Origin of the sequence: Streptomyces gilvosporeus (genome assembly GCF_002082195.1) — a bacterium.
Lineage (GTDB): Bacteria > Actinomycetota > Actinomycetes > Streptomycetales > Streptomycetaceae > Streptomyces > Streptomyces gilvosporeus.
Genome location: NZ_CP020569.1, coordinates 7848689 through 7862013, shown reverse-complemented (window position 1 = coordinate 7862013; position 13325 = coordinate 7848689). Strand labels below are relative to the sequence as shown.

The 13325-nt window shown below is 73.3% G+C and carries 10 protein-coding genes; 8 read left to right on the top strand and 2 right to left on the bottom strand.

All coding sequences use genetic code 11. From position 1 onward, the window contains the following. Nucleotides 1–342: 342 nt before the first annotated feature. The 3 genes from B1H19_RS34730 (at nt 343) to B1H19_RS34720 (ending at nt 3240) form a co-directional block, all read left to right on the top strand. Nucleotides 343–1197 (top strand): YndJ family protein, encoded by an 855-nt coding sequence (locus tag B1H19_RS34730; RefSeq protein WP_083108847.1) that lies wholly within the window; start codon nt 343–345, stop codon nt 1195–1197. Between the two features lie 104 nt (nt 1198–1301). Next, nucleotides 1302–1880: a DUF1990 family protein gene (locus B1H19_RS34725; RefSeq protein WP_083108846.1), complete on the top strand. Its 579-nt coding sequence runs from the start codon at nt 1302–1304 to the stop codon at nt 1878–1880. Nucleotides 1881–2001: 121 nt separating this feature from the next. Beyond that, nucleotides 2002–3240: a metallophosphoesterase gene (locus tag B1H19_RS34720; RefSeq protein WP_083108845.1), complete on the top strand. Its 1239-nt coding sequence runs from the start codon at nt 2002–2004 to the stop codon at nt 3238–3240. Here B1H19_RS34720 and B1H19_RS34715 read toward each other — a convergent pair. Then, a complete protein-coding gene (locus B1H19_RS34715) occupies nt 3230–4774 on the bottom strand; it encodes a glycoside hydrolase family 30 protein (protein ID WP_083110061.1) in 1545 nt (514 codons plus the stop codon). The two genes, B1H19_RS34720 and B1H19_RS34715, sit on opposite strands and share 11 nt — an antisense overlap. 95 nt (nt 4775–4869) lie before the next feature. Here B1H19_RS34715 and B1H19_RS34710 point away from each other — a divergent pair, with 95 nt between their 5' ends. The 3 genes from B1H19_RS34710 to B1H19_RS34700 all read left to right on the top strand — a co-directional run bounded on the left by B1H19_RS34710 (nt 4870) and on the right by B1H19_RS34700 (nt 9106). Further along, a complete protein-coding gene (locus B1H19_RS34710) occupies nt 4870–7035 on the top strand; it encodes a SpoIIE family protein phosphatase (RefSeq protein ID WP_083108844.1) in 2166 nt (721 codons plus the stop codon). A gap of 113 nt (nt 7036–7148) precedes the next feature. After that, nucleotides 7149–7550, top strand: a complete 402-nt coding sequence (locus B1H19_RS34705) for an effector-associated constant component EACC1 (protein ID WP_083108843.1) — start codon at nt 7149–7151, stop codon at nt 7548–7550. After that, the gene (locus B1H19_RS34700) at nt 7547–9106 is read left to right on the top strand and encodes a caspase family protein (protein WP_083108842.1); all 1560 of its coding nucleotides are present in this window, start codon (nt 7547–7549) and stop codon (nt 9104–9106) included. Before B1H19_RS34705 ends, B1H19_RS34700 begins: the two co-directional genes overlap by 4 nt. A 1-nt stretch (nt 9107) precedes the next feature. Here B1H19_RS34700 and B1H19_RS34695 read toward each other — a convergent pair whose 3' ends face one another. Further along, nucleotides 9108–10505, bottom strand: coding sequence for an NADP-dependent succinic semialdehyde dehydrogenase (locus tag B1H19_RS34695; RefSeq protein WP_083110060.1), 1398 nt, complete (start codon nt 10503–10505; stop codon nt 9108–9110). Nucleotides 10506–11028: 523 nt separating this feature from the next. On the opposite strand from B1H19_RS34695, the gene B1H19_RS34685 reads away from it, so the two are divergent. Both B1H19_RS34685 and B1H19_RS34680 read left to right on the top strand, forming a co-directional pair. Beyond that, a complete protein-coding gene (locus B1H19_RS34685; RefSeq protein ID WP_237289676.1) occupies nt 11029–11787 on the top strand; it encodes a L,D-transpeptidase family protein in 759 nt (252 codons plus the stop codon). A 4-nt stretch (nt 11788–11791) separates the two neighbouring features. Beyond that, nucleotides 11792–13309: a M81 family metallopeptidase gene (locus tag B1H19_RS34680; RefSeq protein WP_257789456.1), complete on the top strand. Its 1518-nt coding sequence runs from the start codon at nt 11792–11794 to the stop codon at nt 13307–13309. Nucleotides 13310–13325 lie beyond the last annotated feature (16 nt).

Genomic DNA, 13325 nt, shown 5'->3' with positions numbered 1-13325 from the left:
GGACGTCCTTCCACTGTGCTGCCAGGCAAAGGGCCGAGCACCACCAGGGCAACTCCGATGCCCGCGCCCTGCCTGCGGACCCGAGTATGCGCCCGAGCCGGGTTGTCACCGTCCGGCACGGAACAGCGCTCGGGAGCACTGATCCGGCGTGTGAACGCATGGTGCGGCGCGCCACGAGAATCGCTCTGTCCGTCGGCTGATATCCGGTCAGGACGCTGCACACAGCGGCCTTCACGCCCCGGGGGGCCATTATTTGAACGTGTTCAATTCTGCGGTACTGTCGGCCTCACCACGTCCGGACCACGGGAAACGGGGTCCGGACCGTTGCGAAAGGGGGCTGAGATGACCACAGTGGTCCGACTCGTCGTCATGCTCGGGATGTTCGTGGTGATCCCGTTGGGGGTCGCGCTGATCGACGGGTCCGGTGTGGCCCGGGTCCGGCGGGTCTGGCCGGTCGCCGCCGCCGCGGGGGCGGTGGCGCTGTGGCTGCCGCGCGGGGCGGTCGCCACCGGGTGCGCCGCCGTCTACGCGGCCGCCACGCTGGCACTCGCCGCACAGGCGCCCCGCCGCCTCGCCCGTACGCGCTCGCTCGCGCCGTCCGAGATCGCCGTCCTGACCGCGCTGGCCACACCGGCCGTCGCGGGGCTGGCGCTGGTGGCCGAGCGCGCCGGACACCGGCTGTTCGGCTTCGATCTGGACATCCTGGCGCTGACCGTGCCGCACTTCCACTTCGCCGGATTCGCCGCCGCGCTGATCGCGGGCCTGGTCTGCCGGGGCAGCGGCGGCGGCCGGGCGGGGCGATGCGCGGCGCTGAGCGTGCCGCTCGGCACCCTGCTGGTGCTCGCCGGTTACTTCGTCGACGACTGGGCCGAGCTGGCCGGTGCGCTGGTGCTGACCGCCGGGATGTGGCTGGTCGGCCTGCTCACCTGGCGGGATCTGCGGGCCGCGGGGCCCGACCGGACGACCCGTGCGCTGCTGGGCTGCTCGGCCGTGGTCCTGGTGGCGACCATGCTGCTCGCACTGAGCTGGGCGCTGGGCGAGGCCACCGGCCTGCCGCACCCCTCGCTCGCCTGGATGGCCGCCACCCACGGCCTGGGCAACGCCGTCGGCTTCGCCCTGTGTGCGATCCTCGCGAAGCGCCGTCAGCACGCCGCGCCGTGGCGGGCCGGGGCGGGAGCCGTTGTCGGTTGCGCCTGACGGATTGCCCGTCGCCGCCGCCGTCACCCCGCGACGTGGCGGGCCAGGACAGGAGCCGACGCCACTACCCCACCCCACCGCCCACCCTCCAAGGAGCGTCACGCATGAACGCCGCCCAGCCCAAAGACGTCAACTACCCCGAGAAAGGCGCCACTTACCCCCGCGAGGACGGCGCCGCGCGGATCCGGCTGCCGGAGGGCTACGCCCATCTGCGGGTGGCCGTGCCGATCGGCCGGGGACGGGACGCCCTGAGGGCGGCCGGCGAGGCGGTCACCACCTTCCGGATGCACCGCAGTTCGGGCACCGTCATCCGCGCCGAGGCCACCCGCGCCGCGCCGGGCGTGGCCGTCGAGGTCGGCCTCGGCGCGGGGCCGCTGGTGCTGCGGGTGCCGTGCCGGGTGGTGTGGACGGTGGCCGACGAGGACCGAATCGGCTTCGGATACGGCACCCGCGACGGCCACCCCGAGTGCGGCGAGGAGGCGTTCCTGGTCGAGCGGCGCGCCGATGACTCGGTGTGGTTCACCGTGACCGCGTTCAGCCGCCCGGCCGTGTGGTTCACCCGGCTCGCCGGACCACTGGTGCCCGTACTCCAGCGCTCCTACGCCAGGTACCTCGGCCGGACCCTGCGACGACTGGTCCGACGGGCCGTCGAGAGCTCCCACGGCTCCTCGATCACGCCCTGATGACGTGCGGAAACGCCGCGCTACCGACAAGTAGGCATGGAGTCCGTCGATCTCCATACGTCCACCTGCGCTTCATCGTTTCGTCACCAGCGTCCCTGCCGGGCGTGAGAGAACACCAGGCATGTGCGATGACGAACTGATCCCGCCGCAGGCGGACATGACCGAGCGGGAGTGGCTGCGGGCCGGCGCCGAGGCGGCGCCGGAGGGGCCCGCGATGCCCACCACGGGGCGGGTGCCGAAGCCGGTGAACCGGCGGACGCTGCTGGGCGGCGCGATGGCCGGCGCGGCGCTGACCGTACTGGCGTCGGGCGCCCGCCCGGCCACCGCGTCCGCCGCGCCCCGCCCGGGGGCGCCGGGAGCCTTCCCGTTCCCCGAACACCCCAACGGGAAGGGCGAGTTCGCCGTCCTGGTCACCGGCGACGCGGGCACCGGCGACGAGGCGCAGTACGCGGTGGCGGCCGCCGCCCGGGACGTCTGCCGGGCCGAGGACATCGGCCTGGCGATCGGCCTCGGCGACAACATCTACGAGAACGGCCCGGAGTCCGCCCATGACTCCGATTTCCAGGACAAGTTCGAGAAGCCCAACAGCGGCATCGATGTGCCCTGGCTGATGGTCCTGGGCAATCACGACTGCTCGGGGCTGATCCCCGGCAGCGGCGGCGACCCCTCCCGCGGGGACCGCGAGGTCGCCTACGCCACGACCTCGAAGCGCTGGTACATGCCGGCCCGCCACTACAGCGTGCCGCTGCCGGCCGCCGACCCGCTGGTGGAGTTCTTCGCCATCGACACCATTCCCTGGTCGTCGTACGTCGCCCAGATCGACCCGTACTTCCGCTGGGACGGCCCGTACATGCGCGAACAGCGGGCCTGGCTGGACGGCGCGCTGCGCGCCTCGCGGGCCCGGTGGAAGGTGGTGATCGGCCATCACCCGTACCTCAACAACGGCAAGCACGGCAACGCCGGTGCCTACGACGGGTTCACCATCGGGAACTACACCAGCGGCGTCCACCTCAAGGACCTGTACGAGAAGGTGGTGTGCGGCCGCGCCGATCTGATCCTTTCCGGGCACGACCACTGCCTCCAGGTGCTGGAGCCCACGGCGCGCACCGGCGGCACCCGGCAGGTGGTGTGCGGGGCGTCGGCGAAGACCGAGGACGGCAAGGCGCACTTCGCGAACCCGGCGGCCTGGCAGAACTTCTCCGACCACGGCTTCATGGTGCTCAAGGTGGCGCGGGCGCGGCTGACCATCGACGTCTACACCGTCGATGTGGCGACGCGGAAGGCCACCCTGGCCCACCGCACGCGGCAGACCGGGCCGGTGTCCGGCCGCACGCCGTCCCTGGCGGCCGCTACCAGGTGAAGGTGGCCGAGGCGCGGGGCGGCAGGCGGTAAGTCGCCTGCTCTCCCTGCCAGTTGATAGTGACGGAACGGGCGGCGGCGGAGTCGTTGTAGGCGATCAGCGCGAGGGATCCGTCGGGGTTGCGCCAGGCCACGTTGGGGACGGCGGCCGAGGCCGTGGAGGCGATGCGCCGGGCTCCGGGGCGTACGAACTTGGTGAGATGACCCATCGTGTAGTACTCGATGGTGTAGTCGACGGTGCCCTGCGCCGCGTCGCCGTGGTGCACGGTGAGCAGACCGGTGCAGGAGCCGCAGCCGCCGTGGTGCGGGCCGCCGTTCTGGTCGACGGCCAGCGACCAACGGATCCAGCTGCTCCCCCAGTTGCGGGTGTAGTCGATGAGGTCGTGCATGTCCTCGCGCTGCTGGTCGGCGATCCACCGGCCGCCGGAGTGCTCGGTGTCGTACATGACGAGGCCGGGATAGCGGCGGTGGACCCGGGTCTGCTCGCCGACGTCGCCGCCGTAGCCGTGCCAGGCCACGCCGCCGAAGTTGGGGTGGCGGCGGATCGCCGGGTCGTCGACGGTGGGTGCGCCGAAGGCGGGATAGCGGTTCCAGTTCCAGTCCAGGGCCAGGACCTTGGTGGGCAGACGGGCGCCGGCCAGGGCGGGCAGCAGATCGCGCTTGGTGAAACGGGCCAGGTCCCGGCCGGTCCAGCGCATGGACGGGTAGCCGGCGCAGCAGGTGGGTTCGTTCTGCACGGAGACGTAGTCGACGGGCACGCCGTGGGCGCGGTAGGCGCGCAGAGAGGCCACGAAGTAGCGGGCGTAGACGGCGTAGTACTGCGCCCGTAGCCGGCCCTGGTCGAGGGAGCCGTTGTCCTTCATCCAGGCGGGCGCGCTCCAGGGCACCGCCATGACCCTGAGGGCGGGATCCAGGCGGCGGGCCTCGGCGGTCAGGGGCAGCACACCGGCGAGATCGTGCCCGATGCTGAAGTGCTTCAGTTGCGGGTCGGCCCGCCCGGCCGGCAGGTCGTCATAGGTGTAGTCGAAACGGGCGAGGTCGGAGGCGCCCATGGGGTTGCGGAGGAAGCTGAGGCCGATGCCGTCGCGGGGGTCGAAGAGCCGTTTCATCGTCGCCTCGCGCGTGGCCTTGCTCAGGGCGCCGCTACCCTTCAGCAGCCAGGCGGCGGTATCGGTGAAGGAGGCGCCGCCGCCCTGGAAGGTCTGATACGTCGTCGACCCGTCCACGGTGAGGGTGACACCGCGGTGCGGGGGTCCGCCGCGGGTGAAGCGCAGCGGGCGCTGGCTCTCCAGTCCCTTCACGACATGGCGGCCGCCGGGGTCGGAGGTGGTGGTGAGATGGACCTGCACCGGCCGTTCCCTGGCTGCGGGCGGCGGGCCGCCCGGGGGCCCGGCGGCCGTGAACGCCAGCGCGAGGACGGCTGCCAGCGCCCCGGCCGCGCCGTTCAGGGCGCGGCGGAAGGGGCGCGGATTCCTGCGGCCGCTACGGGGCGTCATGGCGACGAGTGCCTTCCTGTGGGGCTGCACCCTCCCCATGGTCCCCTTGTCGCCGGACATGCGGGGTGGGCGGGTGCCGCCTAAGGTGAGCGCATGGCCGCCGGTGGACCTCGGCCGCGCAGGCGGCATGCACCATGACCAGCAAGGACGGACCGTCCCGGGACGGCTATGACCCCCGCGCCCACCGGGACGTGCGCCGCGTCCCGGAGCGCTGTGCCGGCGTCTCGCACCATGAGCCGATCGGCCTGCGCCGGCGGCTGGCGCTCAACCGGATGGGCACCTTCGACTGGGACCTGGACCGCGGCTTCATGGATCTGGACGCCGGTGCGCTGGAGGTCTTCGATCTGCGTCCGGACGAATACGACGGCGCGCCGCTGTCGCTGATCGCACGGGTACCGGCCGAAGAGGGGATGCGGCTGGACGAGGCGCTCGCCCAGGCCCTTCAGGAGGGCGGCTCGTCCTACGGCGGCTACTTCCGTGTGCAGTGCCGCGACGGGACGCCGCGCTGGGCGCACTCCCAGGGCCGGATCCTGCGCGACGGCGACGGGCTGCCGTACCGGATCATCGGCATCGTGCGGGAGGCGTCCGGCGAGCTGGCGGACTCCGCACTGCTGCGGTCGCTCCAGCAGGAGCGGCAGCGGCAGACGGTGATGGTGCAGCAGACCACGGCCGAGCTGTCGCGGGCCCTGTCGGTGGCCGATGTGACGCGGGTGCTCACCGGCACCGGCGGCGCCCGGCGGTTCGGGGCGGATGCGCTGGTCCTGGGGCTGACGGCGGGCGACCGGTTCGAGGTCATCGCCGTCACGGGGATGACCGGCGAGGTGCCCGAGGACCTGAACATCTCCGCGCTGGACGACACCCTGCCGCTGTCCGAGGCGGCGTTCTCGCGGCGGCCGGCCTTTTTGAGCACCCGGGGCGAGCTGATCGCCCGCTACCCCCGGCTGCGCCCGCTCACCGAGGTCCTGCCCCCCGGCAGCTCCTCCTTCCTGCCGCTGGTCGCGCAGGACACCGTCATCGGGGCGCTGGGGCTGTTCAACACCGAGCCCGCGATGCAGTCGACGGAGGCCAAGAACCTGGCGCTGGCGCTGGCCGGCGTCGTCGCCCAGTCGCTGCAACGGGCCACGCTCTTCGACCAGGAGCGGGAATTCGCCACCGGGCTCCAGGAGGCGATGCTGCCGCGCAGGGTGCCGGAGATCTCCGGGGGCGAGGTGACCGTCCGTTACCACCCGGCGAGTGTGGGGCGGGACGTCGGCGGCGACTGGTACGACGTGATCCCGCTGCCCCAGGGGCGGACGGGTCTGGTGGTCGGCGACGTCCAGGGCCATGACACCCATGCCGCCGCCGTGATGGGCCAGTTGCGCATCGCCCTGCGCGCCTATGCCACCGAGGGTCACTCCCCCGAGACCGTGCTGGTGCGGGCCTCCCGCTTCCTGGCCGAGCTGGAGACCGAACGGTTCGCGACCTGTACGTACATCCAGGCCGACCTGGAGTCGGGGGCGCTGCATGTGGCCCGGGCCGGCCATCTCGGGCCGCTGATCTGCGACGGCGCCCGGCATGTCGACTGGCCCGAGGTCCGCGGCGGGCTGCCGCTGGGAGCGGCCACCGACTTCGGGCACAACCAGTTCCCCGAGACCCAGCTGTTCCTGGAGCCGGGCTCCACGCTGCTGCTGTGCACGGACGGTCTGGTGGAGCAGCCCGGCCGGGACATCGCGACGGGGATCGAGGCGCTGTCGGCGGCGTTCCGCTCCGGGGCGGACGGCCTGGAGGCGCTCGCCGACCGGCTCGCCGAGCAGCTGTGGGCCGTGCCGGGCTCGGATGACGATATGGCCCTTCTGCTGCTGCACCGGCCGCCGGGCCCGGGGACCGCCGCCATACCGCGGCTGCGGCTGCACGTCCATCAGGCCGATCCGTCGGGCGCCGCGGAGGTCCGCTCGGCGCTGCGCCGCACGCTGGACCAGTGGCGGGCGGGCGAGGTCACCCACAATGTCGAGGTCGCCGCCTCCGAGCTGATCGCCAATGCGCTGACCCATACGGAGAGCGGTGCGCTGGTCTCCGTGGAGCTGGTGCCCGGCGCGCCGCGGCGGATCCGTCTGGAGGTCGAGGACCGGTCCAGCTCCTGGCCGCGCCGCCGCAGCCCGGGCGAGACCGCCACCTCGGGCCGCGGTCTGCTGCTGGTCGAGGCGCTCGCGGACCGCTGGGGCGCGGAGCCGCGCGGGTCGGGCAAGGCGCTGTGGTGCGAGTTCGTGGTGCCGGAGACGGGGGTGGGGAAGGGGGCGGAGCGGGGACCGGGGACGGGCTGAATCGCCTTACGGGGAGGGACTGTTGCGGAAGACGGCCGTTTGCTCCCGAATCGGGTTCCTGCCGCGGACGATCGTGCCAAGATGGCGTCCCATCGCAAGGGGGAGGACGACCGATGGCGGATGTGGGGGCCGGTCAGGGTCCGGGACAACTGCGGCTGACCGTCAAGGGGATGGACGGCGAAGCGCACCTGCGGTCGCTGCAGCAGTGGCTGGCGTGCGACGACGAGCTGCGCGGCCGGGTCACCTGGCAGTACGCTCCGCCGGCGCCCGGCCACATGGGCGGCACGCTGACGGCGCTGACGGTCATTCTGGGATCGGGCGGTATCGCGGGGCTGATCGCCCCTCTGTGCACCTGGTTCACCAGCCGCCGACCCGATGTCGCGGTCAGCCTGGAGCTGGGCGACGGCCGTAAGGTCAGCATCGACGTCAAACGCGCCACCGACCAGTCGGCGGTGCTCCACGAAGCGCAGGAGCTGTTCCGCTCCCTCGACTCCCGCAACGGGCAGGGGGAATGAGCGGCAGACGCTTCCCGCACGGCCCCACCAGCAGGGCCGTGCTGATCGGGACGAGTCGCTTCGGTCATACCGGGCTGCCCGACATCCCCTCCGTCGAGGCGAATCTCGGGGCGCTGAAGGCCGCCCTGACCGATCCGGCGCACGGGCTGCTGGCGTCCGAGCACTGCCGGGTGGTGTCCGACCCCGCCGATCAGGCCGCCGTCGGCGCGGCGCTGAGCTGGGCGGTGCGGGAGGCGGAGGATCTGCTGCTGGTCTATTACGCCGGACACGGCGTGCTGGACGGCGACGGGCTGCTGCACCTCGCACTGGTTTACACCGATGTCGAGAACATCGGCTTCACCGCGGTCCCGATCGAATTGCTCAAACGCCAGGTGGGCGAGGCCCGGGCCCGGTCGCGGGTCCTGCTGCTGGACTGCTGCTTCTCGGGCCGGGCGGTGTCCGCGATGGCCGAGCCGACCAACCTGGCCGTTGGTCAGCTCGACGTATCGGGAACGTACACCCTCACCTCCACGACGAAAACGGCTCCGGCGCATGCGCCCTCCGGAGCGCGCTACACCGCGTTCACCGGCGCCCTGCTGGAGTCCCTGGGCGCGCCGGCCGCCCTCACCCTCGACGAGATCCACCGCGCGGTCGACCGCGATCTGCACAGCCGGGGACTGCCCCGTCCGCAGCGCCGTTCGGCCGGGGCGGCCGGGTCGCTGGCGCTGGTACGGGGGCCGGTCGGGACGCCCGGTGCGGTGCCGCCACCACCACGGCCGTCGGCGCCGCCGTCACCGCCGCCGTTCTTTCCGGGCGCCCCCGCGCAGCCGTTCCATCTGGGTGCCCCCACTCCGCCGCCGCGCGGGCACAAGGGCGGACGACCGGTGGTGATCGCCGCGGCGGTCGGCGGTGCACTGGCGGTACTGCTGGCGTCGTCGTTGGTCAAAGGGGTACTGGGTGCGGGTGACGGTGCCTCGGGCAAGGGTGGCGCACCCGACGGCCAGGCCCGGGACGGGGCATCGCAGCACACCGGCAGCCCGTCGGGCACCACTCCCGGCCCGTTAGGCACGACCCCCGGCACCGCACCGCCGAGCAAGGCGGCGGCCGGGGACGGCACCGCCCCCGCGGGCCCGAAGGTGCTGTACCGCGACCGGAAGCTCAGCTGGCAGGCGGCAACCTGCGACATCGGCGGGCAGTGGATTCAGGTCCTCGACCTGGACGAGCCCTCGACCCATGCCGGCGGAACCGGTGATTCGGGCAGCGAGTTCGTCAACTACGGCTGCGGTATAGGTATACAGGACGGCGGCCCTGCCGTGATCGCGTACGGCTCCGAACAGGTGCGGGCCGGTGTCGCCGACGCCCGCACCGCGACGGCGGCCGACTGCCGGGCCGCCGCGAACGCCGGCGGCGTCGCCCAGACCACGCCCGCGACGAAGATCACTCAAGGCACGACCTGGTGCGTGATCACCACCGACAACCGGGTGGCGAAGGTGACCTTCACCAAGGTCGACACGTCCTCAGGGGGCGGCTCGCACCCCGCATTCGAGATGTCCGCCACCCTCTGGGACGCCCCGTGACCTAGCTTTCGGGCCCGTACCAAAGCGTCGTCATATTGCAGAACTCCTTGATGCCGTGCCCGGAGAGCTCCCGGCCGTAGCCGGACCGTTTGGCGCCGCCGAAGGGCAGGCCGGGGTGGGAGGCCGTCATCCCGTTGAAGAAGACGCCGCCGGCCTGGAGGTCGCGGGCCAGGCGGGCCTGTTCGTCGGGGTCGCGGGTCCAGGCGTTGGAACTGAGCCCGAACGGCGAGTCGTTGGCGACCGTCACCGCCTCGTCCAGGTCGGCGACGCGGTAGAGCGAGGCGACCGGGCCGAACGCCTCCTCGTGGTGGATGCGCATGGCGGGGTCGATGCCGGAGAGCACGGTCGGCTCGTAGAACCAGCCCGCGGGGTGCTCGGGCGGGCGGCGGCCGCCGCACAGCGCCGTGGCGCCCCGGTGGACCGCGTCATCGACCAGTTCTTCCAGGTCGGAGCGGCCCTGCTCGCTGGCGAGCGGGCCGACGTCGGTGTGCTCGTCCATGGGGTCGCCGACGGTGAGGGCGGACATCCGCTCGGTGAAGCGGGCGGCGAAGTCGTCGTAGACGTCGGTGTGGACGATGAACCGCTTGGCCGCGATGCACGACTGTCCGTTGTTCTGGACACGGGCGGTCACGGCGACCGAGGCCGCCTTGTCGAGATCGGCCGACGGCAGGACGACATACGGGTCGCTGCCGCCGAGTTCCAGCACGGTTTTCTTGACCTCGTCGCCGGCGATCGAGGCGACCGAGCGGCCGGCCGGTTCACTGCCGGTGAGGGTCGCGGCGGCGATCCGCGGGTCGCGCAGAATGTCCTCGACGGCTCGGGCGCCGATCAGCAGGGTCTGGAAACAGCCCTCGGCGAAGCCGGCGCGGCGGAACAGCTCCTCGATGTACAGGGCGGTCTGCGGGACGTTCGAGGCGTGTTTGAGCAGACCGGTGTTGCCCGCCATCAGGGCGGGGGCGGCGAACCGTACGACCTGCCAGAGCGGGAAGTTCCAGGGCATCACCGCGAGCACGGTGCCCAGCGGGCGGTAGCGCACCACGGCGCGGGCGGCGCCGGAGTCGGTCACGTCGGCGGGGTCGGGGTGTTCGTCGGCGAGCAGCTCCTCGGCGTGGTGGGCGTACCAGCGCATCGTCTTGACGCATTTCTTCGCCTCGGCGCGCGCCTGGGCGAGCGGTTTGCCCATTTCGGTGGTCATGGTGCGGGAGATCGAGTCCAGATCGGCCTCCAGCAGATCGGCGGCGGCGAGCAGGCGTTCGCTGCGGTAGCCGAAGGTGGTGGTGCGGTGCTCCTGGAATGCCTGCTCGGCGCGGACGAGGTGGTCCTCGATCTCACCGGCGTTGAGCGGGTCGAAGGTCTTGAGGGTTTCGCCGGTGGCCGGGTTGACCGTGGCAATGGCCATGATCGGCACCTCCCGTGAGAGGAGAGAGCGTGCGGGGCTGGGCTGTGGTGCTCAGGAGAGCGGTCCGGGAGCCGGGGACGGCTCCGGGACCGGGTCGGGTCCGGGCGGACGCGGCACCGGGGAGGGCTCGGGCGGCATGGGGTCGGGCGGCTCGGGGGTCGGCGGCGGGCCGGGGAGCGGCTCCGGCAGGGGGCTGGGCGGCGGACCGCCGGGGTCCGGGGGCGGCCCGGGCCGCGGGGGCTCGGGTTCGCGGTCGAGCGTGCCGTCACTGCGCGTATGCGATTGCCACTGCACTGGGGGCCTCCGGTTTCGGAACGTTTCGTGGCACATCGGCCCCCGTACCCGAGTCTGGCCCGTCCATGGCCCCCGCGCACGACGGATTGCCGCGGACGAGCCCGCCGGGCGGGGCGGCGGGGCCGTCGCCGGGGGCCGGTGGCCGGTCCGGCCGGTGCGGCGGCCCGTTTGGCCTGTGTGGCCTGTTTGGACGGCGTGCGGGCGGCGCGGTGGGCCCTACAGTGCCGCTATGCCCCTCACCGCCGTGCCCAGGACTGCCCCGGCCCGCAGGAGGACGGCGCCGGCGGCGCTCGCGGCGCTGCTGCTCGGCTGCGCGGCGCTGCTCCTCGGGCCCGCCGCCGCCCCCGCCCGCGCGGAGCCGCTCCCCCTCCCCTCCCTGATGGCCGACACCGGCGGCGGCAACCAGCTGATCACCGCCCGGGCGCTGACCACGGGCTCCACCACCGGCACCGTTTCCTGGTGGCAGCGGCACAACGGCCGCTGGCACCAGCGCGGTTCGGCGCCCGCCCGCTTCGGGTCCGGCGGCCTGACCGAGGGCCGTACCCGGCAGCAGGGCACCTCCACCACCCCGACGGGGCTGTACGACCTGCCGTACGCCTTCGGCCTGGACCCGGCGCCGCCCGGCACCACGATCCCCTACCGGCGGGTGGGCCCGGACTCCTGGTGGTGCGAGGACAACGCCTCCGCCTCCTACAACCGCTGGGTCGCTCCCCTGCCGCCGGACTGCGCCGCCGGCGAGTCGGAGCGGCTGGCGGACTATCCGACGCAGTACGGCCGGGCGCTGGTGACCGGGTTCAACTATCACCGTCCGGTGCGCCACCGCGGCGCCGGCATCTTCCTGCACGTCAACGGGAAGGGCGCGACGGCCGGTTGTGTGTCCGTACCGGCTAGGGCGATGGCCCGGATCCTGGCCTGGGTACGGCCGTCCCTGGCCCCGCACCTCGCCATCGGGACGGCGTCCGGGCCGACCGCGATCGTCCGGTACTGAGACCGTGCCCCGCGCCCCCTCCCCCGTCTCCCGGCTGCGGATCGGTATCGGCGGTATGGCCGTCGAGTGCAGCCAGTTCTGCCCGCACCGCACGACGTACGACGACTTCCGGGTGACCCGCGGCGCGGCGCTGCTGGGGCGCTACTCCTGGACCCGGCCGGACGGGGATCTGGCGGGGCGCGTCGAGTGGGTGCCGCTGGTGCATGCCGTCGCGCTGCCCGGCGGGCCGGTCGAGCGGGCGGCCTACGACCGCGTCAAGCGCGAACTGACCGGCCGGATACGGGAGTCGGGCACGCTGGACGGGCTGGTGTACGACATCCACGGCGCGATGAGCGTGGTCGGGCTGGACGATGCGGAGGCGGACCTCACCGAGGCCGTACGGGCCGCGGCCGGGCCCCGCGCCCTCCTCTCGGCCGCCATGGATCTGCACGGCAATGTCTCGCGCCGCTTCGCCGCCCGTCTCGACCTGCTCACCGCGCACCGTCTCGCCCCGCACGAGGACGCCTGGGAGACCCGCGAGCGGGCCGCGTGCAAGCTGGTGGAACGGCTGGAGTCCGGGAAGGGCCGCCCGTACCGCGCCTGGGTGCAGATCCCGGTGCTCCTGCCCGGCGAGAAGACCAGTACCCGTCTGGAGCCCGCCGCGTCCCTGTACGGCGGGCTCGGCGCGGTGGAGGCGCTCGACGGGGTGGTCGATGCGGCGCTGTGGGTGGGCTACGCCTGGGCCGACGAGGAGCGCTGCCGGGCCGCGGCCGTGGTCACCGCCGACGATCCCCGACTGGCCGTCCACCAGGCAGGGTTGCTGGCCCGCCGGTACTGGGACGCCCGCCGCGGTTTCCGCTTCGTGGGGCCGACGGGCGATGCGGACTCCTGCATCGCCCGCGCCGCCGCCTCGCCGCGGCGCCCGTTTGTGATCAGCGACTCCGGCGACAACCCGACGGCGGGCGGCGCCGGGGATCTGCCGTACATGCTGGGCCGTCTGCTGGCCCACGACGACCTGGCGAGCGGCCGGGTGACCGCGCTGCACCCCGGGATCACCGACCCCCGGGCCGTGGCCGCCTGCTTCGCCGCGGGGGTGGGCGCCGCCGTCACGCTCCGCGTCGGCGGCCAGGTCAGCGCGGGCACCGGCCCGCACGCCGAGCCGTACGAACTGACCGGCACGGTCACCGCGTTGGAGCCCGCCGGGGAGGGCGCGCCCGGCAGCTCGGCCCAGGGCGGGGGCGGGCGGACGGCGGCCGTGACCCGCGGCGGGGTGACGGTGGTGCTCACCGAACGCCGTCGGCCCTTCCACACCCGCGCGGACTTCGGCGCGCTGGATCCGCGCGGGTACGACCTGGTCGTGGTCAAGATCGGCTATCTGGAGCCCGAGCTGTACGCCCTGGCCGCGGACTGGCTGCTGGCCCTGACCCCTGGCGGCGTGGACCAGGACCTGCTGCGCCTGGGCCACCACAGGGTGCGGCGGCCGCTCTACCCGTTCGACGACGAGGGTTTCGAGGAGCCGGATCTGACGGCGGTACTGCTGTAGCGGTACCGCTTCAGCG